Source organism: Citrobacter telavivensis (genome assembly GCA_009363175.1).
GTDB classification, from domain to species: Bacteria; Pseudomonadota; Gammaproteobacteria; order Enterobacterales; family Enterobacteriaceae; genus Citrobacter_A; species Citrobacter_A telavivensis.
Window position 1 is genome coordinate 2311527 of the sequence record CP045205.1, and the last position, 23493, is coordinate 2335019.

A 23493-nucleotide genomic window follows, 5' to 3' on the forward strand; every position below is an offset into this window, starting at 1 on the left:
GTATATCAGGTCTACAGGGACAGAGTGTGCAGTATGTAGGCCGGATAAGGCGTTAGCCGCTCTCCACCTGTTGCCTGATGGCGCTGCGCTTATCAGGCCTACAGGGACAGAGTGTGCAGTATGTAGGCCGGATAAGGCGTTAGCCGCTCTCCACCGGTTGCCTGATGGCGCTGCGCTTATCAGGCCTACAGGGGCAGAGTATGCAGTATGTAGGCCGGATAAGGCGTCAGCCGCCATCCGGCATGACGGTAACTTCATTCGTTTGAGTCTGGTGACGGAATTATGTGGAAAACACTTCATCAACTGGCTATGCCCCCACGGCTGTATCAGCTTTGTGGCTATTTCGTGCCGTGGCTGGCCGTCGCCAGTGTACTGGTGCTGGCTACGGGTTGGATCTGGGGATTCGGTTTTGCACCCGCGGATTACCAGCAGGGGCAGAGCTACCGCATTATTTATCTGCATGTCCCGGCAGCAATCTGGTCAATGGGGATTTATGCCTCGATGGCGGTGGCGGCGTTTATCGGCCTGGTCTGGCAGATGAAAATGGCGAACCTGGCGCTGGCCGCGATGGCGCCGATTGGTGCGGTGTTTACATTTATTGCGCTGGTTACCGGCTCTGCCTGGGGCAAACCGATGTGGGGCACCTGGTGGGTATGGGATGCGCGGCTGACTTCGGAACTGGTGCTGCTGTTTCTCTACGTTGGCGCGATTGCCCTGTGGCATGCGTTTGACGACCGTAAAATGGCAGGGCGCGCAGCAGGGATCCTGGTGCTGATTGGCGTGGTGAACCTGCCGATCATTCACTATTCGGTGGAGTGGTGGAACACGCTGCATCAGGGCTCAACCCGCATGCAGCAAAGCATTGACCCGGCTATGCGTACGCCGCTGCGGTTGGCGATTATCGGCTACCTGCTGCTGTTCATCACGCTGTCGCTGATGCGCATGCGTAACCTGATTCTGATGATGGAAAAACGTCGCCCGTGGGTGAGTGAACTGATTTTAAAAAGGGGCCGCCAATGACCACTGCATTTGCATCCTGGAGTGAATTTTTTGCGATGGGCGGCTACGCCTTTTACGTCTGGCTGGCCGTGGCGCTGAGCATCATCCCGCTGGCGGTACTGGTTATTCATACCGTGACGCAGCATCGCGCCATCTTGCGTGATGTTTCCCGACAACGGGCGCGTGAAGCCCGCCTGCGTGCGGCGCAGACAGAACGGGAGGCGGCGTGAATATTCGACGTAAGAACCGTTTATGGATTGCCTGCGGCGTACTCGTTGGATTAGCACTGACGATTACGCTGGTGCTTTACGCGCTGCGCGCCAACATCGACCTGTTCTATACGCCAGGTGAGATTATCTACGGTAAACGCGAGACGCAGCAGATGCCGGAAGTGGGCCAGCGGCTGCGGGTGGGCGGCATGGTTATGCCCGGCAGCGTGAAACGCGATCCGAACTCGCTGAAGGTGAATTTCAGCATCTATGACGCCGAAGGCGTGGTGGATGTCACCTACGAAGGCATCCTGCCGGACCTGTTCCGTGAAGGGCAGGGCGTGGTGGTGCAGGGGGAACTCGGCGAGAAAAATCACATCCTCGCGAAAGAAGTTCTCGCCAAGCATGATGAGAATTACACGCCGCCGGAAGTCGAAAAAGCGATGCAGGAAAACCATCGTCGCCCGGCAAGCGTCAATAAGGATAAGACATCATGATGCCTGAAATTGGCAATGCGCTGTTATGCCTGGCTCTCGGCGTTGCGTTGTTACTCTCAGTCTATCCGCTATGGGGTGTGGCACGCGGCGACGCGCGGATGATGGCATCGGCAAGACCCTTCGCCTGGCTGCTGTTCATCCTGGTGATGGGGGCCTTCATGGTGCTGATCAACGCCTTTGTGGTGAATGATTTTACCGTGCTCTATGTCGCCAGTAACTCCAACACGCAACTGCCCGTCTGGTATCGCGTCGCGGCCACCTGGGGCGCGCATGAAGGCTCGCTGCTGCTCTGGGTGTTGCTGATGAGCGGCTGGACGTTTGCCGTCGCGCTGTTTTCTCAGCGGATGCCGCTGGATATCGTCGCCCGCGTGCTCGCGGTGATGGGGATGGTCAGCGTCGGTTTCCTGTTATTCATTCTGTTTACCTCCAACCCCTTTGCCCGCACGCTGCCGGATTTCCCGATTGAAGGGCGCGATCTGAATCCATTGTTGCAGGATCCGGGACTGATCTTCCATCCGCCGCTGCTGTATATGGGCTATGTGGGTTTCTCAGTCGCCTTCGCGTTCGCTATCGCGGCGTTGATGAGCGGTCGTCTGGACAGCACCTTTGCCCGTTTTTCGCGTCCGTGGACGCTGGCCGCGTGGGTTTTTCTGACGCTAGGGATCGTGCTGGGCTCGGCATGGGCTTACTACGAACTCGGCTGGGGCGGCTGGTGGTTCTGGGACCCGGTGGAAAACGCCTCGTTTATGCCGTGGCTGGTGGGCACCGCGCTGATGCACTCGCTGGCGGTCACTGAACAGCGCGGTAGTTTCAAAGCGTGGACGCTGCTGCTCTCCATCTGTGCGTTCTCGCTCTGTCTGTTGGGGACGTTCCTTGTACGCTCGGGCGTGCTGGTATCGGTGCATGCGTTTGCTTCCGACCCGTCCCGCGGGATGTTCATTTTGGCCTTCATGGTGCTGGTGATCGGCGGCTCGCTGCTGCTGTTTGCCACGCGAGGGCATAAGGTCCGCTCCAGGGTGAATAACGCCCTCTGGTCACGCGAATCGTTGCTGCTTGGTAACAACGTGCTGCTGATTGCCGCCATGCTGGTGGTGCTGCTGGGAACACTGCTCCCACTGGTGCATAAGCAGCTCGGGCTGGGGAGTATTTCCATCGGCGAACCGTTCTTTAATACCATGTTTACCTGGCTGATGGCGCCGTTTGCCCTGCTGCTGGGCATTGGCCCGCTGGTCCGCTGGGGACGCGATCGACCGCGTAAATTGCAACGGTTGCTGGTCATCGCGCTGGTCAGCACTTTTGGGCTCTCTCTGCTGCTGCCGTGGCTGTTTGAGAGCAAGATTGTCGCCATGACGGTTGTCGGGCTGGCAATGGCCTGCTGGGTGTTTGTGCTGGCGATGGCGGAGCTTGCGCAGCGTATATCGCGTGGTACAAAAATGACGCTCAGCTACTGCGGGATGGTGGCCGGGCACGTCGGCCTGGCGGTGACGATTGTCGGGATCGCCTTCAGTCAGAACTACAGCGTCGAGCGCGATGTCCGCATGAAGGCCGGCGATAGCGTCGATATTCATGAATATCGCTTCACCTTCCGTGAAGTGAAGGATATCACTGGCCCCAACTATCGCGGTGGCGTGGCAATTATCGGCGTGACCCGTGATGGCAAAGCAGAAGCGACGCTGCACGCCGAAAAACGGTTCTATAACAGCACCAGTTCGATGATGACGGAAGCGGCGATTGACGGCGGGATCACCCGCGATCTGTACGCGGCGCTCGGCGAAGAACTGGATAACGGCGCGTGGGCCGTTCGTCTGTATTACAAACCGTTTATTCGCTGGATCTGGGCGGGTGGAATATTGATGGCGCTGGGTGGGCTGTTGTGTCTGTTTGACCCACGTTATCGCAAACGCGTACAACCGCAAAAATCGGCGTCGGAGGCGGTATGAAGCGCAACGTACTTTTGATTCCCTTTGTGATTTTCCTCGTGATTGCCGCGGCGTTGCTGTGGCAACTGGCGCGCAACGCAGAAGGCGACACGCCGACGAATCTGGAATCGGCACTGATTGGTAAACCGGTGCCGACCTTTCGACTCGAGTCTCTGGAAAACCCCGGTAAGCATTATGAGGCGGACGTGCTGACCCAGGGCAAACCGGTCTTACTCAACGTCTGGGCGACGTGGTGCCCGACCTGTCGCGCTGAGCATCAGTATCTGAACCAGTTGTCGGCACAGGGGATTCGCGTGGTGGGGCTGAACTATAAGGACGACCGCCAGAAAGCCATCGTCTGGCTGAAAGAGCTGGGTAATCCCTACGCGCTGAGCCTGTTTGACGGCGACGGCATGCTGGGCCTGGATCTGGGGGTCTATGGCGCGCCGGAAACGTTTCTGATCGACGGTAAAGGCATTATTCGCTATCGCCATGCCGGGGATCTGAACGCCCGCGTCTGGGAGAGTGAAATCAAGCCGCTGTGGGAGAAATACAGCAAGGAGGCCGCGCAATGAGAATTCTGCTGAGTGTGCTGATGCTGCTGCTTTCTGCCAACGCGCTGGCCACCATTGATGTGATGCAGTTTAAGGATGAAGCCCAGGAGCAACAGTTCCGCCAGTTAACCGAACAACTGCGCTGTCCGAAATGCCAGAACAACAGCATCGCGGATTCCAATTCAATGATTGCGACCGACCTGCGGCAGAAAGTGTATGAACTGATGCAGGAAGGGAAAAGTCAGAAAGAGATAGTCGACTACATGGTGGCGCGCTATGGCAACTTCGTCACCTATGATCCGCCGCTGACACCGCTGACTATTCTGCTGTGGGTGCTCCCGGTAGCGGCAATTGGTGCCGGTGGCTGGATTATCGTTGCCCGCTCGCGTCGACGGGTACGCCTGAAACAGGAGGTGTTCCCGGACGAGATGACGTTAGCGCAGGGCAAACGCGCCGGGCTGGCGGTTTATCTGCCGGGTATTGTGATTGCCGTCATTGTAAGTGCAGTCAGTTATTACCAGACCGGGAGCTATAAGCAGGTGGTAATCTGGCAGCAGGCGACGGCACAAAGCCCGGCCCTGCTGGAGCGCGCGCTGGATCCAAAAGCGCAGCCGCTGGATGAGGAAGAGATGACGCGTCTGGCGCTGGGGCTGCGTACCCGTCTGCAAAGTGATGCGACGAACGTGGAAGGCTGGATCATGCTGGGGCGGATCGGCATGGTACTCGGCAATGCCAGTACCGCTACCGAGGCATATGCTAACGCCTATCGACTCGATCCGAAGAACAGCGATGCGGCGCTGGGCTATGCTGAAGCGCTAACCCGCTCTTCTGATCCTGATGATAACCGTCGTGGAGGGGAGTTGTTGCGAGAGCTGGTCCGTCGCGATCACGCCAATGTGCGGGTCCTGAGCATGTACGCCTTCAATGCCTACGAGCAGGAACGTTTTGGCGACGCGGTGGCGGCCTGGGAAATGATGCTGAAGATGCTGCCAGCGAACGATACGCGTCGTGCGGTGATTGAGCGCAGTATTGCGCAGGCAATGCAGCACTTATCACCAAAAAGTGAGTAACCACGTGGCCGGACTGAACGCTCCGGCCGCGTGTTGTTGAATTACTGTAGCCCGCGGGTTTGTAAAAACAGAATGGTGGCGGCAACGCGCGAGCGTACGTTGAGCTTGCGCAGCAGGTTGCGGATATGCACCTTCACGGTTTGTTCGGAGATGTTGAGGACCGAGGCAATCTGCTTGTTGGACAGTCCCTGTGCCAGTTCGTGCAGGACATCCAGCTCACGCTCGGTCAGTATGCTGAACGGATCGTCCTCCTCACCAAACATTTCGCGCTCGCGCAGATAATCACTGACGCGTTCACTGAAAACCTGACCGCCGTTGGCACCCGTGCGAATAGCGTCCAGCAGGACTTCCGGATCGCTGTCTTTTAACAGATAGCCGTCTGCACCTGCATCAATCAGGGCATAAATGTCACTGGCCGCATCCGAGACGGTGAGAATGATAATCTGCGCTGTGATCCCATCGCGGCGCAGGGCGTTCAACGTATCCAGACCGCTCAGCCCTTTCATATTCAGATCAAGCAGGATCAAATCCAGATCGAGACGGTTTGCCAGATCAATCGCCGTTGCGCCATCGCCCGCTTCGGCAACCACCTCGAATGTCGGATCCAGTTCCAGTAACTGACGGATACCACGACGCATAAGAGGGTGGTCATCTACTATCAGCACCTGAAAAGGCGTTGCTTCAGGCATAGTTAGCTCCCGATGTTTTATTAGAATCATTATTGTTATTCGATCAGGAATCGTCCAGATTCACCGCATCGATAAGAGGGTGAAATATTACCCCAGATTACGCATGGGTAAGAAGTAAAACCTGCCGGGAAAAGGGGGGAGGGGGAGCCTCTCATCGTCATGAGAGGCGATGTGATTAGGGCAGTAGCGCGACGTGAGCCACGTCTTCCTCGGGTATCGCGCTGAAATACCAGTATTCATCGTTGATTTTTGCGACGCTAAAACGCGCAAGCGAGAGCGACGTGTCGGACAATGCGGTCTTCACCTGTACGGTGCCGGTTAACGGACGTTTGCTCACCAGCATGAAATCGCCGCGGTTATTGAACCAGGCTGTGGTATCGCCGCTGAGCGCTTGTTGCTTGCCGTTTGCCAACACGGAGTAATCGAAGTTAACCTTTTCCTTTTCCACATTCTCTGCGCCAAAATAACGGCCATAAACCTGCGGATCGTGAAAGAAACCGAAATGACCCCCGCTGTTTTGCATCTTCAAAAAGTGGAAATCAGGCACGGTAAAGTCCTTGTGCCCCTGACTGAGTTGGCTCTTAACGATACTCACACGGACAAAATCTTGCTGATAAACGCGCGTATAAGCGGCATACATTAAGGAGTATGACCAGATGAATACCGCAGCCATCAGGCCCGTAACGGCATAGACGCCATTCATGACCCTGGGACCGGCTACCGTAACGACTTCCCTCGCGAGGAAAGAGAGGGCCAGCAGGAAGAATAAAAATGTCGACAGCATGACCCGGTCGGGATACGACGGGGAGGCCACCATGATAAAAGAGGTCCCCAGTCCCACCAGCAGCATTAATCCGGCCATACCGAGATTGGCACTTTTAATGCGATGTCCCTGTCGTTTCGCCGCGAACAAAAGTATCGCCAGTAAAACCAGCACCACATAAGAAATCCATACCAGCGCCAGGTGGTTAAAAAAGCGCTCACTCAGATGAATAGTGATTCTTTCGGCGATCGATTTATTGTACCAGACGGTATGCGCACCCTGGGCGCGAATAAAATTGCCTGGCGAGAAAATCAAAATACTGGCACCCACCAGCGCGGATAAAAAGTAAGCGATCTTATTCGCAATGATGCGTTTCTCTTGCCAGTAATCGTACACAATAGCCAGCAGTGCAAGGCCAACGACAAAAGGCGCGACGCTTTCATTGGAGCAGCCTGCCAGCAGTCCGAGCAACAGCATTCCAACGTGCGTCCGCGCTTCGCGCTGTTGTTGTATGCGGTACAGGTTCCATATCCATGCGGCGACGAACAGATTCGTCCACAGGTAGTTTGCGCTACCAACGATCCAGAAAACCGTTTGTCCAATATTCGGGTTAGCGACCCAAAAGGTCAGAAAAATAAGGGTAAAAATCAATGCATCATGTTTTTTCCATTTCAGCGTGCCCGTAGGGGTTTTCACAATGAAATAGCAGAACGCGACGACGACAAGGCCCGTCATGGTCGAGACAAACCAACGAGACTCGGTGGCGAGTAACAGCGCGCTGACATAATCAGCGACGACGCGCCCGCTCCAGGTCAGGTAGTGATTCAGGTGCGCATCAAATGAGATGCCGAGCAGGGCATAACGGTAATCATCGGAGTGAATAGGGGTGAACCACTCCAGGACAAATACTGCAAAAAAGGCAATTAAAAGAATGCTTTTATTAACATGCTTTAACATCAGTTATCCTTGTCTGAATCATGACCCATCGTTTTACGTTTTTTCAGGATGTATCGAGGCCGCTGCTTGGTTTCGACATAGATTCGCCCGATATACTCACCCAGTACGCCAATACCAATAAGCTGAACGCCTCCCAGAAACAGGATTGACACAATCAGGGAAGAATAGCCACGCACGGGATTTCCCCACAGAAGCGTATCTATTACCATTCCCGCGCCGTAGGTGAAAGAAACCAGGGCGACCGCGAGACCAATGTAGGTCCAGATACGCAGAGGAAAGGTGGAAAAAGAGGTGATCCCTTCCAGTGCGAGGTTCCACAGCTTCCAGCCGTTAAATTTGCTCTTCCCGGCACAGCGAGTGGCGCGCGCGTAGAGGACGATGTCGGTTTTGCCGCCAACCCAGGATAAAATCCCTTTCATGAACAGATTTCGTTCGGGCATTTGTTTAATGTTGTCCACCACTTCACGACTCATCAGCCGAAAATCGCCGACGTTTTCTTCAATATGCGGTGTGCTGATTTTATTGTGCAGCTTGTAGAACCACTCGGCGCTTTTACGCTTCAGGCGACTATTGACAGAGCGATCGGAACGTTTAGCCAGCACAATGTCCGCCCCTTCCTGCCATTTTTTGATCAGGTGAGGAAGGACTTCGACAGGGTCCTGGAGATCGACATCCATCGGAATAACGGCGTCGCCACTGGCATTGTCGAGCCCGGCAAGCAGCGCCGGCTCCTTGCCAAAATTTCGCGTAAACGAAAGCGCGACAACAAGAGGATCGGCAACGGCGAGAGCGTTAATGATGGATTCCGTTGCATCGGTACTGCCATCATTGATGAACACAATTTCGATGTCATGCGCTTTCAGCGCGTCGTATTCGCGCACCGTCTTGTAAAAAAGACCAATGGTTTCTTCTTCGTTGAAGACAGGAACGACCAGTGAAATTTTCATCGTGCGTCCTTGAATACAATGAATCTGGAATAGATAAATCCACAGATAAGGCTAATGGCTGAGAACGCAACCAGCGTCACCAGCGGCGGGAAACCGCACTGTTCTGCCCCCCAGCCCGTCAGGATACTGAGCAGGCCCATAAACCCGACATACAGCAGATAGCGACGTGTTGTAGTCGATTGCTTGAAGGTAAACCGGGCATTGGCATAAAAAGAGAAACTCACAGCAACACTGAACCCCAGGAAATTAGCCAGCGCCTGATGGGTATGAAAAGCGTAGATGCAGATAGCAAAAACTATCCAGTGAATCAATGTGTTGATCACGCCTACGGAAGTGTACTTAATGAAGTGATGCCACATAAGCAATAAGGTCGGCTGTGCAAAAAACGGGATTGTAACATTATTCCTTCCCCTAACTCGAATCGAATTCAACGCTTATGAGTGCGAATAATCAGAAGCCAGCCCATCAGGGCGGGTTTCCAGGGGAATGTTGGTCAACACGAGAGGATTTGAACCTCCGATCTCCGTCCTGCGACAGCCATGATGATGCGCAGCACATATTGAGGGTCGGATTTGTGCCGGGAGAGAACGCTGTCAATGAGAGTGTTATCAAAGAGATGAGTTGCTGTAGGGGCAGTCGAAGCTTCTCCTGGAAACTATTTCAGAATAGCCGTAACGATGCTGCTGAACACGGAACCCGTAGTAAAGGCGTACTCCGTCGTTATCTCCTCTTTGCGCATGTCCGCGAGTCTGGCAAGTGCGCTTTTAGCATCGGTCGCGTGGACTTCCTCAAAGAGCTTCTCCCAGCCGTCTCTGGCAAGTTGCGCAGTTTTTTCCGCATCAGTTCTTTCCAGGGCGGCAATTTGAGCCCCTCTTTTAAAAAAACAGTATTCAGGCATACGTTACTCCAGGACAGGATGACATCAGAAATAACATATCTAATCGCTCTGGGTTCGTACAGCGGAATTTTCAGCAGGCTGATTCAGTATCAATAAGATGTTGTGCTATATCGTCGATATATCGTAAAAGCATGAAAGGATTTATTCCGCTCCTCGCTCAGCGCAGACAGTAAAATGAATGGATTCCAGCGTCAGACGCTCTACATTTCCGCCAGATTAAACAAGGGCGCGACAGAAGGTCGCTTCTTTTTTTGGGTTGTTGCAATAGCTTGAAAGTTAATTCAGGATTGTCAGTGTCGTCGACGGCATATCTGAACATAAAGGTAATTTTAAATGACTTTTGTTAAGGAGACGCTATGAGAACATATATTGATGCTATAGGGAAAGTTGAGGTTATTAATGATGATATAATCATTGCGCTTAATCCTCCCTATCGCGATGGTCTGAAAGGATTAGACGGATTCAGCCACATCAATGTATTGTGGTGGTGCGATGGCTGTGATGATCCCTTATCTCGGCAGAAAATGATAACGTCAGCACCTTATACTGAGGAAACGTTGGGAGTGTTTGCGACTCGCACTCCTCAGAGACCAAACCCCATTGCACTCACGACGGCAGAAATAATGGATATTGATTCAGATAAAGGTATTCTGATTATATCCTGGATTGACGCGAACAATGGAAGTCCGGTTATAGATCTTAAACCTTATACACCGAGTCTTGACAGGGTGGAAAATCCAGTTACGCCATCGTATTTTTCTCACTGGCCTGAATCATTAGAGGCTTCTTCGAATTTTGACTGGTCGTCAATTTTTTAATTGTGATAGCAGTACAACGATGCGCAGAACAATATCATTTCTGATAATCCACTGGATGAGATGATAATAACGAAAGGTGAGGGTATATCTCTCACCTTTAAATACCTTTCAACCAGACGGTGGCACGCGGGTAGCCTGAAAACGGGATCGCTTCGGGCGCTGTATGCGCCACCTTGTCTCTCTTGCGGAATATCTCGTTCAAGCGATTACTCTTCCTGTTGTCAGGGATACACATCCCGTTGAGAAAAAATGAGAAAAAATGAGAAAAAAATAGCGCCAGAGTAATAACTGACGCTACGGTGTTAATCACATTTTTCTGCTCAGGGTTGGGTTTACTTTTACCGTTCTGTCGGATATGAGAACCTGAGATTCATGGATGTCATTTGCTTTCTTCTTGTACTGCTTTTTCAGCAGCCTCAACTTCACGATACCAGCGAGGATGATGTTTCTTTGCCCACCGTCGACTGACTTTTCCTTCGATCATGCCGGTGATGGAGCCTTTCACCCAGAACGCCATATACATATGAATCAAAATGGCGTGGATCAGCACGATAGCTGCAGTTGCATGAATCAATAAACTCCAGCGAACGACGACGATGGGGAAATAGTGAGTAAAGTAAGGCCGCCAGATAATGACACCGGTCACCAGTAGTACAAAGATCAGACTCATGATGCTCCAGAACATCATTTTCTGTCCGGCATTATATTTCCCAACATCCGCGACTTTATGTTCATTTCCTTTCAGTACCTCGACAATGCCTTTAATCCAGGGAAGATCCTGTTTATTAGGGATATTGTGATGGACAAAACGGACGAACATAAACATCAGTACGACGAAGATCAGCACGCCGAAGAAGGGATGCAATATCCTTCCCATCTGCGGTGTCCCAAAGGTTTCGGTCAACCATTTCAGGGTAGGGAAGAACAGAGCGATACCGGAAAGCGCGACCAGAAAGAAGCTGATGACGACCGTCCAGTGACAGGCACGATCAATGAACGTCGTTCTCAGGATCATTTTGCTTTTACTCATGGGTGTTTTCCTCATCATCATCTGTCTCTTTGTTGGGCCCAATCCCTACATAGTGGTAAATCAGCCCAGCAAAGGTGGCGATAAATCCGGCAGCAGAGAGCGGTTTGAGGATCCCTTTCCATAAATTCACCGGGGTAGCAATATGCGGATCGTTCGGTAGGTTATGGTAAAGCTCCGGCCGATCGGCATGGTGCAAAACATACATCACATGAGTACCGCCCACCCCTTGCGGGTTGTACACACCCGCGTTGGTATATCCGCGTTTTTTAAGTTGTGCCACACGGGTTTCCGCTACGTTCAGCATCTCTTTTTTGGTGCCAAACTGGATGGCACCCGTCGGGCAGGTTTTCACACAGGCGGGTTCCTGGCCGACGCTGATCCTGTCCACACAGAGCGTACATTTGTAGACACGATTATCTTCAGGGTTCAGTCGCGGGACATTAAACGGGCAACCGGCAATACAGTAACCACAACCGATGCAGTGCTCAGACTGGAAATCGACGATGCCGTTGGCGTACTGGATGATTGCGCCTGCAGACGGACAGGCTTTAAGACAGCCCGGATCTGCGCAATGCATACAGCCATCTTTGCGGATCAACCATTCCAGCTTGTCATTCTGGGTGGTTTCGCTAAAACGCATCACAGTCCAGGATTTAGCGCTGAGATCGGTCGGGTTGTCATATACACCGTTGCAATATCCGACGTCATCGCGGATGTCGTTCCATTCGGAGCAGGCTACCTGACAGCCTTTGCAGCCAATACAGGTCGTGACATCAATGAGTTTTGCCACTTCGGCACGAAAATCCCGGGCATGCGGCGGTGGAGTAAGAGTGTTGGTCGCGGAGCGTTTGATAATATCTTGTGATTGCATAGCCATAAGTTCCTCTCCTACGCTCGCTCGATGTTAACCAGGAATGCTTTGTATTCTGGTGTTTGTGAGTTGGCGTCGCCGACGGATGGCGTCAGCGTGTTAGCGAGGAACCCTTTGCGTGTTGCCCCTTCAAATCCCCAGTGGCATGGGATCCCAATTGTGTCCACCTGCCTGCCGTCAATTGTCAGCGTTTGCAGGCGTTTGGTTACAACGGCTTTCGCTTTGATAAAACCACGTTTGGACATGACCTTCACCGTGTCGCCTGCCGTAATCCCCTTTTTGCTAGCCAGCGCTTCGCCAATTTCGACGAACTGGTCGGGTTGGGCGATGGCGTTCAGAAGAGCGTGTTTCGTCCAGTGGCGGAATAATTCGGTAATTGAATACGTGGTCGCGACGTACGGGAAAATGTCGGCTTTGCCCATATTAGCGATATCGCCAGGGTAGATGCGCGCAACCGGGCTGGACACAACATCCGGATGAAGCGGGTTGGTGCCAATAGGTGATTCAATGGGTTCGTAATGTTCGGGGAATGGCCCGTCGTTCATTTTGTCGAGAGAGAACAGACGTGCGACACCTTCCGGATTCATGATGAAGGGCCCGACGTTACTGCCCGGAGCGGCCTGGCCGTAGTCTGCCACATCCATTCCGGTCCATTTTTTACCGTCCCAATGCAGAAGAGGACGTCTGGCATCCCATGGCTTTCCGGCAGGGTCGGCAGAGGCGCGGTTGTAGAGAATTCGGCGATTTGCCGGCCAGGACCATGCCCAACCAGGCGTACAGCCCAGGCCATACGGATCGCTGTTATCGCGATTGGCCATTTGGTTACCTTGCTCGGTCCAGCTTCCGCAGTAGACCCAACAGAAGCTGCTGGTCGACCCGTCATTACGAAGCTGAGCAAAGCTGCTCAATTGCTGACCTTTCTTCGCGATCAATTGTCCTTTGTCATCGTAGAGGTCTGCCAGCGCTATTCCGTTGGCTTCGCGGGCAATTTCTTCCGGATGCGGGTCATACGGATCTTTATAGTTCCAGTTGATGTTCATAAGCGGTTCGGGATTCGCACCGCCTTCCTGTTGGTATAATTCGCGCAGACGCATAAACAGACGGCCGAGAATTTTGCCATCATGCAACGCTTCACCCGGCGGCTCCGCCGCTGCCCAGTGCCACTGTAACCACCGTCCAGAGTTGGCAATTGAACCGTTCTCCTCTGCAAAACAGGATGACGGCAGGCGGAACACTTCTGTCTGAATCTCTTCCGGTTTAACCTCGTTCATTTCGCCATGGTGCTGCCAGAAGTTAGAGGATTCGGTAACCAGGGGATCGATAACCACCATATACTTCAGCTTCGAAAGCGCGCGGGACGATTTGTTTTTATCGGGAAATGCAGCCAGTGGATTGAATCCCTGGACGATGTAGCCGTTTATTTTGCCTTCCAGCATCAGCTCGGCTTGCGTCATTACGTCATAAAGACGATCCCATTTAGGCAGCCAGTCATAGCCCCAGTTATTTTCCGCAGTGGCATGATCGCCCCAGAAGCTTTTCATCATGCTGACAAAGAACTTCGGCGTATTCTGCCAATAGTTCACTTCATTTACGCCCAATGCTGGTGGGGTAATTTGCGAGATATAGGTCTGATAGTCTGGTTGTTTTTCGGAGGGTAGCGGCATATATCCGGGGAGGTTGGTCGACAGCAGACCAAGGTCAGTATAGCCCTGAATATTTGAGTGGCCACGCAGGGCGTTGACGCCACCGCCAGCCATACCGATATTGCCCAACAGCAGTTGCAGCATTCCGGCTGCACGAATGATCTGCGCCCCGGCGGAGTGGTGTGTCCAGCCCAGCGCATACAGGATAGTCGCGGTGCGGTCGGGTACGCAGGTGCTGGCGAGAATGTCGCAAATGCGGTTGAAGTCCTCCAGCGATGTCCCGCACAGGCGATTCACCATTTCCGGGGTGTAACGATCGACGTGAGTTTTGAGTAAATTCCAGACACAGCGAGGATGACTCAGGGTTTCATCACGCAGGGCATTTCCCTGTTCATCAAGCTGATAGAACCAACTCGATTTATCATATTGCCGTTTTTTAGGGTCATAGCCGCTGAATAATCCGTCATTGAACTGATAGTCTTCGCGGATCAGTAGCGCAGCGTTGGTGTAATGGAGAACGTATTCGTGCTGTACGCGCTCGTGTTTCAGCAGATACCGAATGACTCCCAGCAGGAACGCGGTGTCTGAACCCGCACGGATCGGCGCATAGAGATCGGCAACAGCGGCGCTTCGGTTAAAACGTGGGTCGACCACCACAACGGTGGCGTCATTTTTGGTCTGTGCTTCAACCACCCATTTAAAACCAACCGGGTGAGCCTCTGCGGCATTGCCGCCCATAATCAGCACGATGTTGGCGTTTTTAATATCCACCCAGTTGTTGGTCATTGCGCCACGACCAAACGTTGGTGCCAGCGCAGAAACGGTTGGACCATGGCACAGACGAGCCTGGCAGTCGATGGCAACCATCCCCAGGCTACGGGTAAATTTGCCGTCGAGGATACCGGTTTCATTGCTGGCTGCGGAAGAGCACAGCATGCCGGTGGTCGTCCAGCGATTGACGGTCACACCCTGCGCGTTTTTCTCGATGAAATTAGCATCGCGATCGTCCTTCATTAACCGCGCGATGCGGTTAATGGCATCATCCCAACTGATACGTTCCCATTTATCAGAACCTGGGGCGCGATATTCGGGATACTGTAGGCGTGTTTCACTGTGAATATAATCCAACACGCCAGCACCTTTCGGACACAAAGAGCCGCGACTGACCGGATGATCAGGGTCACCTTCAATGTGGTAGATGCTCTCTTTGACGTTTTTAGCGGTATCGCCAAGACTGTACATCAGCATGCCGCAGCCTACTGAGCAATAAGTACAGTTATTACGCGTTTCTTTGGCTTTTAAGAGTTTGTACTGACGTGTTTCCGCGTGAACGGAAAAAGATGATAAGAATCCGAGAGATGCAACAGTTGTTCCTGCCATACCACCCGCGCAGATTCGAAAGAACTGCCTCCGGCTGAGCTCCATTTTTTCTCCAGCTTAAACTTAAGACATGAAAAAGTTCAGTTATTGTAAGGTTAAATCGAATGATAAACCATTAGCTTTTAGTGGTTATTGACATGCTGAAATATTGATATTTTTGATCTAAGAAGGGATTGCCAGATAAAGGACCGGCTTCGTCGGTCAGACAGGTCAGGTATTCTTTGCGGGTCTGTACTTGTGTAAATCGTTCACACAGAGGAAACCTCCAGTCAGTCTGACTGAAGGTATAGGATAGCGACGGAATTTCAGGTGGTTACAGGTTAGCTTATGTCGGAGTTATTCCCCGTACAAATTTCAGGCATAAAAAACCAGCCGTAAAAGGCTGGTTCTTAAGGGGAATTTTGGTCGGCACGAGAGGATTTGAACCTCCGACCCCCGACACCCCATGACGGTGCGCTACCAGGCTGCGCTACGTGCCGACTTGTGGGAGGTAATACTACCGCTTTCCGCACCGAATGCAAGGGGACATCCGGCTAACTGATTAATAATAAATCAGTTAGCGATAAAACGCTTCTCGTCCGTCAACACCTGCAACAGCAGACTCAACTGTGGCTTCTGATCTTTAATCTTCTCGCCGCGTAAATCGTAAGTCTGGTACTTGCCGTTGTTGTTCAGCACCAGCGTCATTTCAGGCGTAGTGATCGCCAGCGTACTGAGATCGGCCGCCGTCACCCAGTAGTGGCGACGATTGGCGTTAAACAGATCCTGTCCCTGCGAATACTCATTGGCAGGCGTGCTGACGTGGAGCAGACGCTGCATTAGCGTGGTCATGACATCAGTATGATCGGTCAGGCTGTTGATCCGCTGCGCGGGGGTTCCCGGCCAGTGAATGATAAGCGGAACCTGCAGGTGACCGCGTGACCAGGCGAAGTTTCTTTCTTCATCGTTCAGCGCGACGCCGCGACCGGCAGTGATAATCACAACGGTGTTATCCAGTTTGCCGGATTCACGCAGCGCGCCGAGCACGCGGTTGATCTGTTTATCCACATCCCCTGCCGCGCGGGCGTAACGGCGGATGAAAGTCGCCTGGTTGCTGTCGTCAACGTTGGTGCCGTTAAACGAAACCCACGAGAACCAGCGGTTATCTTCCTGTGCGTAACGGCCCAGCCAGTTGATCCACTGGCTGGCGGTCTGCTCGTCGGACTGCGTTTGTACGCTGGGCATTGAGAAGTCAGACAGCAATGCCTGGCGGTACAGCGGGCTGGTAAAGCCGTCAGAGGAGAACAGCCCCAGCTGATATCCTTGTTGATTCAACGCCGAAATCAGGGCAGCAGGCGTACGGGTGGACAGAATACCGTCCATGTAGCTCGGTGACACGCCGTAGAACAGGCCAAAAATGCCGTTATCGGTGGTGTTGCCGGAACTCATGTGGCGCGTAAAGGCGATGTTCTGTTCGGCAAATCCGGCGAGGGCAGGCATCTGCTTTTCATAGCGAGAATAGTTCAGGCCATCGACGGTGATCAGCAGGACGTTTTGCCCTGTGCCCATATCGCGATAACGTAACTCGCTCAGCGGATACTGTACGGACACGGCTTCAGGATTTCCCTGCTCAACCAGACGGCGCTGATACTCCTGCGCATCCAGCAGGCCATGTTTTTCCAGAAACCGGCGCGCGGTCATCGGATAGGAGAGCGGCAGATTGGCGCGCTGCATGGTGATCGGGCGATAGAAATTGGCATCCGCCCAGATATAGACCACATGCGAGGTAATAAATGACACAAAGAAGAAGGCGGCCAGCGGCTTGGCGAAGTGGCGACGACGCGTCAGGCTGCGCAGTTTTTGCCAACTCCAGGTCGCAAACAGCATTTCAATCAGCAGGATAACCGGCACGCTGATAAACATCAGCTGCCAGTCGCGCGCCATTTCATTCTGGTCGGGGTTAATCACCAGTTCCCAGACGATGGGATTAAGATGCAGGTGGAAACGGGTAAACACTTCGCTGTCGATCAGCAGAAGCGTCATTCCGGCCGTCGCCAGAATGGCTGACAGGAAACGCATCAGCCTCTGGGACATCACAATGAACGTCAGCGGGAACAGAATCAGCAGATAAGTGGCAAACACCAGAAAGCTGAAATGACCGACGATACTCAGATACGAGTAAACACGACCCGCCAGCGTTGTCGGCCAGTCGGCGACAAACAGGTAACGGCTGCCGAGCACAATGGCCAGCAGAATGTTGAACAGTGCAAACCAGTGCCCCCAGCTAACCATCTGGGAGACTTTTTCACGGTAGCGCTGACGGTGAGTTACCATAACTTGTCGTTCGTTTCCCCGAAGTCGGCTTTTAGTGCGCTTTGTCGTCGTTTACCGAGGACTGTAACGCGCGGGCAAAAGAGTTCGCAATCGCCTGGCGCTGAGCCGGGGCAATGCTGGTATTTATAAGGTTGGTGACCATGTTTCCCAGCACCATCAGGGAAAGGTCAGTCGGTGCCTTATGTTTTTCCAGTACGTTGAGCATCTCGGTGAGCAGTTGTTCAACGTGTTCGTCACTATAGCGGGAGATTTGTGGCATAAATCGAAATCAGTTTATTCATGAAAGGGCAACATATTACCGTAGCAACAGTTTTTTTTCCGCTTTTTTATCCTCAATAATTCGCGTTACCGTGCGACAGGCAAAATGGCGCTGCATCTTCTGTTGCGTCGCCTCGCCGGTGGTGGTTGAATACCGCCCGGTCTTTAAGGAGAGTTTATCATGAGTCTGGATATCAACCAGATTGCCCTGCACCAGCTTATCAAGCGTGAAGAGCAAAACCTTGAGCTGGTCCTGCGCGATTCATTACTGGAACCGACAAACACCGTTGTCGATATGATGGCTGAGTTGCATCGGGTCTATAGCGCGAAAAACAAAGCGTATGGCCTGTTCAGCGAAGAGAGCGAACTGGCGCAGGCACTGCGCTTGCAGCGTCAGGGGGAGGAAGATTTTCTCGCCTTTAGCCGCGCGGCAACCGGACGCTTGCGTGACGAGCTCGCCAAATACCCGTTCGCTGACGGCGGCATTGTGCTGTTCTGTCATTATCGCTATCTGGCGGTAGAGTATTTACTGGTGGCGGTGCTGAACAACTTAAGCAGCATGCGCGTTAATGAGAATCTGGATATCAACCCAACGCACTATCTGGATATCAACCATGCCGATATTGTCGCGCGTATCGATCTGACCGAGTGGGAAACCAATCCGGAATCCACCCGCTACCTGACCTTCCTGAAAGGACGGGTAGGGCGCAAAGTGGCGGACTTCTTTATGGATTTTCTCGGGGCCAGCGAAGGTCTCAATGCCAAAGCGCAAAACCGTGGACTGCTGCAGGCGGTCGATGACTTCACCGCCGAAGCGCAACTGGATAAGGCTGAGCGTCAGAACGTGCGTCAGCAGGTGTACAGCTACTGCAACGAGCAGCTCCAGGCCGGTGAAGAGATTGAACTGGAGTCGCTGTCAAAAGAGCTTTCTGGCGTCAGTGAAGTGAGCTTTAGCGAGTTTACGGCAGAGAAAGGCTATGAACTGGAAGAGAGCTTCCCGGCCGATCGCAGCACGCTGCGTCAACTGACTAAATATGCCGGTAGCGGTGGTGGGTTAACCATTAACTTTGACGCGATGCTGTTGGGCGAACGCATCTTCTGGGATCCGGCCACCGATACGTTGACCATTAAAGGCACGCCGCCGAACCTGCGCGATCAGCTTCAGCGTCGTACTTCAGGCGGTAACTAAGCGCCATAAAAAAACCCCGCCGGAGCGGGGTTTTTCTTCAACTTGTTGGCGATTACGCGCGAACGAAGTCGATGTGAGTCAGCTTCGGCTTGAACGCGTGACGCTGTACAGCCTGAGCTTTAACTTTAACTTCTTTACCGTCAACAACGATAGTCAGAACGTCGCTATAAAAACCTTCTTTAGCTTGCATGTTCATGATGGAATCGTGGTCCAGTTCGATAGCAATCGGGGCTTCTTTGCCACCGTAGATGATTGCCGGGAACTTGTTAGCGGCACGCAGGCGGCGGCTCGCACCCTTACCCTGCTCTTTACGTACTTCAGCGTTGATAGTAAACATTTAAATCTCTCTTTAATAATTCCTGTTACAGGCGACCCAGCAACAGGTAAGTGATCTGCTTTGCGTATGCAAAAGCGGGCGAGATTCTATACTTAAACGCCCATTACATCAATCAAAAGTACGATTAACCGCGTAATTCATGTGCCCGACGGAAACGTCCCTCGTAATCGAACACTTTTTCCCGTACTTGCCAGTATTGACCTTTCATTCGCGCCACCACAAAGTCGGGATGACGTAACAACGTCTGCTGCGCGAGGATATCCGCCGCCGTGATCCAGCGTAGCGGCACGCCTGGCGTGCGGGTATGCGGGCGGATAAACAGTTGTTCAAACGCTGTACGCTGGGCTGGAGTTTGTAAGCGAAAACGTTCGCTGACATCCGCGCCGTCTTCGTCGTAGTAGGTGATTTTCAACCATTCGCCTTTCTCGTCATGACCGTGCTGCAACGTCATGCCGCTACAGCGGAGCACCAGCGCGTCTTTCAGCTTCAGCGCCGCTTTCAGCATGTCGTCCGGATCGACGAGGATCGTATCGCATTCCCGGCAGCGACGGGCGGCAATGTCGTTTTCGGCATTACACTGTGGGCAATTTTTAAAGCGAAAGCGAAAATCGCACTGCTCACGGTGTCCCTCATCATCTTCAAACCAGCCCTGACAGCGGCGTCCGAAATGTTCTATCAGGGTACCGTCAGCGGTGGTTTTGCCCCAGAAGGTGTTGGCGAAGCCGCAGGCCGGACAAAAGACCTGTACCGGCACGTTGTCACTTTTGCCTTTCGGGCTGCCCACTTCCGGGGAATAGAGGTCGTGTGGATTACCGGCGTAATCGAGAATCAAACAGTCCGTCTTTCCCGGCGCGAGGCGCAGACCGCGACCCACAATTTGTTGGTACAGACTGACCGACTCGGTGGGGCGCAGGATGGCGATAAGATCGACGTGCGGGGCATCAAAGCCGGTGGTTAAGACGGAGACATTGACCAGATAGCGAAAACCCTGGGCTTTGAACGCATCGATCAGTGCGTCGCGTTCAGGGCCGGGGGTGTCGCCTGTAATCAGCGCAGAATCCTCTTTGGGCAGCAATCCGGCTATCTCTCTGGCGTGTTCGACGGTGGCGGCAAATATCATCACCCCTTTGCGGGTCTGGGCAAATTCAACAATCTGGCTGATGATGTGCGGCGTGATGCGCTGCTGCTTTTTCAGCTCCCGGTTCAGATCGACGTCGCTAAACAGACCATTGCTCTGCGCCTGCAGGCGGCTGAAATCGTACTGTACCACCGGCATATCAAGTCGTTCCGGCGGTGTGAGATAGCCGTGCTTAATCATATAACGCAGCGGCAGTTCATAAATGCAGTCGCGAAACAGCGCCTGGTCGTCGCCGCGCACCATACCGTGGTAGTGGAAATGATAGATCCAGCCTTTACCCAGACGAAAAGGGGTGGCGGTCAGCCCCAGCAGGCGAATATGGGGATTAGCATTGCTCAGATGAGTAAGGATCTGCTGATACTGGCTCTCTTCGTCATCGCCGATGCGATGGCACTCATCAACAATTAGCAGCGAAAATTCGCTCTGGAAGGCGTCCAGGTTACGGGCCACGGACTGAACGCTGCCGAACACCACTTTGCCGTGGCTCTCTTTGCGTTTGAGTCCGGCCGCAAAAATATCGGCTTCCAGTCCCAGCGCGCAGTATTTGGCATGGTTTTGCGCCACCAGCTCTTTCACATGTGCCAGCACCAGCACACGCCCTCTGGCGACGCGCGCCAGTTCGGCAATCACCAGGCTTTTACCGGCACCGGTGGGGAGGACAATCACCGCTGGCGTTTGATGGCGGCGGAAATGGTTGAGCGTGGCATCCACTGCTTCTTGCTGATAGGGGCGAAGTGTAAAAATCATGGTCTCACAATACGTAACGAACTCGGGTATAGTATGCCACGAATCGTTTTCCCTTGAGGGATGTTGTTAGCCCGCTATACTGGGCAGATAACGGCTCCACTTTTCGGGCAGCGCGCCCGATTCCCGTATTGTTACAGGCAAAATCACACTCATGCGACTTGATAAATTTATCGCTCAGCAACTCGGCGTCAGCCGCGCTATTGCCGGGCGTGAGATCCGCGGTAGCCGTGTTACCGTGGATGGTGAAATCATCCGAAATACCGCGTTCAAACTGTTGCCAGAACACGACGTAGAATATGATGGCAACACGCTGGTTCAGCAAAATGGCCCACGTTACTTTATGCTTAATAAACCCCAGGGTTACGTGTGCTCAACCGATGACCCGGATCATCCGACGATCCTTTACTTCCTGGATGAGCCGGTCGCGCATAAATTACACGCTGCGGGTCGCCTGGATATCGACACCACCGGTCTGGTGCTGATGACCGACGATGGGCAGTGGTCGCATCGTATCACTTCGCCACGCCATCACTGCGAGAAAACCTATCTGGTCACGCTGGAGTCGCCGGTAACCGGTGATACCGCAGAGCAGTTTGCGAAGGGCGTGCAACTCCATAATGAGAAAGATCTCACGAAGCCGGCTGTGCTTGAGGTTATTACTCCCACGCAGGTGCGTCTGACCATTAGCGAAGGGCGCTATCATCAGGTGAAACGGATGTTTGCCGCCGTGGGCAACCACGTCGTCGGGCTGCACCGCGAGCGGATCGGCGCCATTATCCTCGATGCTGACCTTGAACCGGGTGAGTATCGTCCATTGACTGACGCGGAAATTGCCAGCGTTGTCTAAGCCAGACAGGCTAGGTTTTTAACCTGCCTCTGACAAATTCAGGAGTTTTTTGTGACCACCCGGCAGCACTCGTCTTTTGCCATTGTTTTTATCCTCGGTCTGCTGGCTATGCTGATGCCGCTGTCGATCGATATGTATCTTCCGGCGCTACCGGTGATCTCCGAGCAGTTTGGCGTGCCGGCGGGCAGTGCGCAGATGACGCTCAGCACCTATATCCTGGGCTTCGCCGTCGGGCAGTTGCTGTATGGTCCAATGGCGGATAGCCTCGGGCGAAAACCGGTGATCCTCGGCGGCACGCTGGTGTTCGCCGCGGCTGCTGTGGCCTGCGCGCTGGCGCAAACCATCGATCAACTGATTGTCATGCGATTCTTTCACGGCCTGGCGGCAGCCGCTGCCAGCGTGGTGATCAATGCGCTGATGCGCGATATGTATCCGAAAGAAGAGTTCTCCCGCATGATGTCATTCGTCATGCTGGTGACCACGATTGCGCCGCTGATGGCGCCGATTATCGGCGGCTGGGTGCTGGTATGGCTGAGCTGGCACTACATCTTCTGGATCCTGGCGATCGCAGCGGTGCTGGCCTCTGTCATGATCGCGACGCTCATTAAAGAGACGCTGCCGGTTGAAAAGCGCCAGCCGTTCCATATTCGCACGACGATAGGTAACTTCGCCTCGTTGTTTCGCCATAAGCGGGTGCTGAGCTATATGCTGGCCAGTGGCTTTAGCTTTGCCGGGATGTTCTCATTCCTTAGCGCCGGGCCTTTCGTGTATATCGAAATCAACCATGTATCACCGCAGGATTTTGGTTATTACTTCGCCCTGAACATCGTCTTCTTGTTCATTATGACGATTTTTAACAGTCGCTTTGTGCGGCGGATCGGTGCGCTGAACATGTTCCGTACCGGATTGTGGATCCAACTGGCGATGGCGGTGTGGATGGTGCTCAGCGCGCTGTTTGGCGTCGGTTTCTGGGCGCTGGTGCTGGGTGTGGCGGTCTTTGTCGGCTGCGTGTCGATGATCTCCTCCAATGCGATGGCGGTGATCCTCGATGAGTTCCCACATATGGCGGGAACGGCCTCGTCGCTGGCGGGTACCTTCCGCTTTGGCATTGGCGCGCTCGTCGGCGCATTGCTCTCTCTGGCGACGTTTAACTCGGCCTGGCCGATGATTTGGTCCATTGCTTTCTGTGCAAGTTGTTCAATTTTGTTCTATCTCTATGCGAGCCGCCCGAAAAAACGGTGATCAAATACACAACATGGAAGCCGTTCGGCTTCCTTTGTTGATGTATGTCAACGACAATTCCATCATTTCCCCGATATATGTTTATTTTATGTAAAATCAATTTATGTAAAAAGTCACATCATTGTAGTTAAAAAGGTTGAGTTAGATCGCAGAAACGGGTACATATAGCCCGCGCTCC

The 23493-nt window shown here is 53.2% G+C and carries 22 protein-coding genes, 1 tRNA gene and 1 pseudogene; 11 read left to right on the plus strand and 13 right to left on the minus strand.

Annotation, left to right across the window (positions count from 1 at the left end; genetic code table 11):
- Positions 1-282 precede the first annotated feature (282 nt).
- The 6 genes from GBC03_13330 to GBC03_13355 are packed head-to-tail and all read left to right on the plus strand — an operon-like array spanning position 283 to position 5248.
- Positions 283-1020, plus strand: coding sequence for a heme ABC transporter permease (locus GBC03_13330; protein QFS71121.1), 738 nt, complete (start codon positions 283-285; stop codon positions 1018-1020).
- Positions 1017-1229 carry a heme exporter protein CcmD gene (gene ccmD / locus GBC03_13335; protein QFS71122.1) on the plus strand — a complete coding sequence of 71 codons (213 nt, stop codon included), beginning with the start codon at positions 1017-1019 and terminating at the stop codon, positions 1227-1229. The genes GBC03_13330 and ccmD overlap by 4 nt, the downstream gene beginning before the upstream one ends.
- Entirely contained in the window at positions 1226-1705 is a 480-nt protein-coding gene (gene ccmE, locus GBC03_13340) for a cytochrome c maturation protein CcmE (GenBank protein ID QFS71123.1), read from the plus strand. The genes ccmD and ccmE overlap by 4 nt, the downstream gene beginning before the upstream one ends.
- Complete coding sequence (locus tag GBC03_13345; protein QFS71124.1) at positions 1702-3645, plus strand: heme lyase CcmF/NrfE family subunit; 1944 nt, start codon at positions 1702-1704, stop codon at positions 3643-3645. The genes ccmE and GBC03_13345 overlap by 4 nt, the downstream gene beginning before the upstream one ends.
- On the plus strand, positions 3642-4199 hold the full coding sequence (gene dsbE / locus GBC03_13350; protein ID QFS71125.1) for a thiol:disulfide interchange protein DsbE: 558 nt from the start codon (positions 3642-3644) through the stop codon (positions 4197-4199). Before GBC03_13345 ends, dsbE begins: the two co-directional genes overlap by 4 nt.
- Positions 4196-5248 (plus strand): tetratricopeptide repeat protein, encoded by a 1053-nt coding sequence (locus GBC03_13355; GenBank protein QFS71126.1) that lies wholly within the window; start codon positions 4196-4198, stop codon positions 5246-5248. The genes dsbE and GBC03_13355 overlap by 4 nt, the downstream gene beginning before the upstream one ends.
- 41 nt (positions 5249-5289) lie before the next feature.
- On the opposite strand, the gene narP is transcribed toward GBC03_13355, so the two are convergent.
- From narP to GBC03_13380, 5 genes are all read right to left on the minus strand, one after another.
- The gene (gene narP / locus GBC03_13360) at positions 5290-5937 is read right to left on the minus strand and encodes a nitrate/nitrite response regulator protein NarP (GenBank protein ID QFS71127.1); all 648 of its coding nucleotides are present in this window, start codon (positions 5935-5937) and stop codon (positions 5290-5292) included.
- A 175-nt stretch (positions 5938-6112) separates the two neighbouring features.
- Complete coding sequence (locus GBC03_13365; GenBank protein ID QFS71128.1) at positions 6113-7657, minus strand: hypothetical protein; 1545 nt, start codon at positions 7655-7657, stop codon at positions 6113-6115.
- Entirely contained in the window at positions 7657-8604 is a 948-nt protein-coding gene (locus tag GBC03_13370; GenBank protein QFS71129.1) for a glycosyltransferase, read from the minus strand. The genes GBC03_13365 and GBC03_13370 overlap by 1 nt, the downstream gene beginning before the upstream one ends.
- Positions 8601-8963: a GtrA family protein gene (locus tag GBC03_13375; protein ID QFS73993.1), complete on the minus strand. Its 363-nt coding sequence runs from the start codon at positions 8961-8963 to the stop codon at positions 8601-8603. Before GBC03_13375 ends, GBC03_13370 begins: the two co-directional genes overlap by 4 nt.
- A 296-nt stretch (positions 8964-9259) precedes the next feature.
- Positions 9260-9502, minus strand: a complete 243-nt coding sequence (locus GBC03_13380; GenBank protein QFS71130.1) for a hypothetical protein — start codon at positions 9500-9502, stop codon at positions 9260-9262.
- A gap of 356 nt (positions 9503-9858) precedes the next feature.
- On the opposite strand from GBC03_13380, the gene GBC03_13385 reads away from it, so the two are divergent.
- Complete coding sequence (locus GBC03_13385) at positions 9859-10320, plus strand: tRNA (N6-threonylcarbamoyladenosine(37)-N6)-methyltransferase TrmO (protein QFS71131.1); 462 nt, start codon at positions 9859-9861, stop codon at positions 10318-10320.
- A gap of 379 nt (positions 10321-10699) precedes the next feature.
- Here GBC03_13385 and fdnI read toward each other — a convergent pair whose 3' ends face one another.
- The 6 genes from fdnI to GBC03_13415 form a co-directional block, all read right to left on the minus strand.
- Complete coding sequence (gene fdnI / locus GBC03_13390) at positions 10700-11350, minus strand: formate dehydrogenase-N subunit gamma (protein ID QFS71132.1); 651 nt, start codon at positions 11348-11350, stop codon at positions 10700-10702.
- On the minus strand, positions 11343-12227 hold the full coding sequence (fdxH, locus tag GBC03_13395; protein ID QFS71133.1) for a formate dehydrogenase subunit beta: 885 nt from the start codon (positions 12225-12227) through the stop codon (positions 11343-11345). The genes fdnI and fdxH overlap by 8 nt, the downstream gene beginning before the upstream one ends.
- Positions 12228-12238: 11 nt before the next feature.
- Positions 12239-15289 carry a formate dehydrogenase-N subunit alpha gene (gene fdnG / locus GBC03_13400; protein QFS71134.1) on the minus strand — a complete coding sequence of 1017 codons (3051 nt, stop codon included), beginning with the start codon at positions 15287-15289 and terminating at the stop codon, positions 12239-12241.
- 357 nt (positions 15290-15646) lie between these two features.
- A tRNA-Pro gene (locus tag GBC03_13405) sits at positions 15647-15723 on the minus strand.
- A gap of 73 nt (positions 15724-15796) precedes the next feature.
- Positions 15797-17557, minus strand: coding sequence for a DUF3413 domain-containing protein (locus GBC03_13410; GenBank protein ID QFS71135.1), 1761 nt, complete (start codon positions 17555-17557; stop codon positions 15797-15799).
- Between the two features lie 31 nt (positions 17558-17588).
- Complete coding sequence (locus GBC03_13415; GenBank protein ID QFS71136.1) at positions 17589-17816, minus strand: DUF1414 domain-containing protein; 228 nt, start codon at positions 17814-17816, stop codon at positions 17589-17591.
- A gap of 180 nt (positions 17817-17996) precedes the next feature.
- On the opposite strand from GBC03_13415, the gene yejK reads away from it, so the two are divergent.
- Complete coding sequence (gene yejK, locus GBC03_13420; protein ID QFS71137.1) at positions 17997-19004, plus strand: nucleoid-associated protein YejK; 1008 nt, start codon at positions 17997-17999, stop codon at positions 19002-19004.
- Between the two features lie 52 nt (positions 19005-19056).
- Here yejK and rplY read toward each other — a convergent pair whose 3' ends face one another.
- Entirely contained in the window at positions 19057-19341 is a 285-nt protein-coding gene (gene rplY, locus GBC03_13425; protein QFS71138.1) for a 50S ribosomal protein L25, read from the minus strand.
- Between the two features lie 124 nt (positions 19342-19465).
- Positions 19466-21226 (minus strand): DEAD/DEAH box helicase, encoded by a 1761-nt coding sequence (locus GBC03_13430; protein QFS71139.1) that lies wholly within the window; start codon positions 21224-21226, stop codon positions 19466-19468.
- A gap of 151 nt (positions 21227-21377) precedes the next feature.
- Between GBC03_13430 and rsuA the strand changes: the two genes are divergently transcribed.
- The 3 genes and pseudogenes from rsuA to GBC03_13445 all read left to right on the plus strand — a co-directional run bounded on the left by rsuA (position 21378) and on the right by GBC03_13445 (position 23483).
- Entirely contained in the window at positions 21378-22073 is a 696-nt protein-coding gene (gene rsuA / locus GBC03_13435; protein ID QFS71140.1) for a 16S rRNA pseudouridine(516) synthase RsuA, read from the plus strand.
- A 51-nt stretch (positions 22074-22124) separates the two neighbouring features.
- The gene (locus GBC03_13440; protein ID QFS71141.1) at positions 22125-23315 is read left to right on the plus strand and encodes a Bcr/CflA family multidrug efflux MFS transporter; all 1191 of its coding nucleotides are present in this window, start codon (positions 22125-22127) and stop codon (positions 23313-23315) included.
- Positions 23290-23483, plus strand: a pseudogene (locus GBC03_13445) (hypothetical protein). Before GBC03_13440 ends, GBC03_13445 begins: the two are co-directional and overlap by 26 nt.
- Positions 23484-23493: the final 10 nt, after the last annotated feature.

Bases quoted from the DNA above. Each gene is read 5' to 3' on its own strand.
- GBC03_13330 (QFS71121.1), top strand. From the start codon at position 283: ATGTGGAAAACACTTCATCAACTGGCTATGCCCCCACGGCTGTATCAG.
- ccmD (QFS71122.1), top strand. From the start codon at position 1,017: ATGACCACTGCATTTGCATCCTGGAGTGAATTTTTTGCGATGGGCGGC.
- GBC03_13345 (QFS71124.1), top strand. From the start codon at position 1,702: ATGATGCCTGAAATTGGCAATGCGCTGTTATGCCTGGCTCTCGGCGTT.
- dsbE (QFS71125.1), top strand. From the start codon at position 3,642: ATGAAGCGCAACGTACTTTTGATTCCCTTTGTGATTTTCCTCGTGATT.
- GBC03_13355 (QFS71126.1), top strand. From the start codon at position 4,196: ATGAGAATTCTGCTGAGTGTGCTGATGCTGCTGCTTTCTGCCAACGCG.
- narP (QFS71127.1), bottom strand. From the start codon at position 5,937: ATGCCTGAAGCAACGCCTTTTCAGGTGCTGATAGTAGATGACCACCCT.
- GBC03_13365 (QFS71128.1), bottom strand. From the start codon at position 7,657: ATGTTAAAGCATGTTAATAAAAGCATTCTTTTAATTGCCTTTTTTGCA.
- GBC03_13370 (QFS71129.1), bottom strand. From the start codon at position 8,604: ATGAAAATTTCACTGGTCGTTCCTGTCTTCAACGAAGAAGAAACCATT.
- GBC03_13375 (QFS73993.1), bottom strand. From the start codon at position 8,963: ATGTGGCATCACTTCATTAAGTACACTTCCGTAGGCGTGATCAACACA.
- GBC03_13380 (QFS71130.1), bottom strand. From the start codon at position 9,502: ATGCCTGAATACTGTTTTTTTAAAAGAGGGGCTCAAATTGCCGCCCTG.
- GBC03_13385 (QFS71131.1), top strand. From the start codon at position 9,859: ATGAGAACATATATTGATGCTATAGGGAAAGTTGAGGTTATTAATGAT.
- fdnI (QFS71132.1), bottom strand. From the start codon at position 11,350: ATGAGTAAAAGCAAAATGATCCTGAGAACGACGTTCATTGATCGTGCC.
- fdxH (QFS71133.1), bottom strand. From the start codon at position 12,227: ATGGCTATGCAATCACAAGATATTATCAAACGCTCCGCGACCAACACT.
- fdnG (QFS71134.1), bottom strand. From the start codon at position 15,289: ATGGAGCTCAGCCGGAGGCAGTTCTTTCGAATCTGCGCGGGTGGTATG.
- GBC03_13410 (QFS71135.1), bottom strand. From the start codon at position 17,557: ATGGTAACTCACCGTCAGCGCTACCGTGAAAAAGTCTCCCAGATGGTT.
- GBC03_13415 (QFS71136.1), bottom strand. From the start codon at position 17,816: ATGCCACAAATCTCCCGCTATAGTGACGAACACGTTGAACAACTGCTC.
- yejK (QFS71137.1), top strand. From the start codon at position 17,997: ATGAGTCTGGATATCAACCAGATTGCCCTGCACCAGCTTATCAAGCGT.
- rplY (QFS71138.1), bottom strand. From the start codon at position 19,341: ATGTTTACTATCAACGCTGAAGTACGTAAAGAGCAGGGTAAGGGTGCG.
- GBC03_13430 (QFS71139.1), bottom strand. From the start codon at position 21,226: ATGATTTTTACACTTCGCCCCTATCAGCAAGAAGCAGTGGATGCCACG.
- rsuA (QFS71140.1), top strand. From the start codon at position 21,378: ATGCGACTTGATAAATTTATCGCTCAGCAACTCGGCGTCAGCCGCGCT.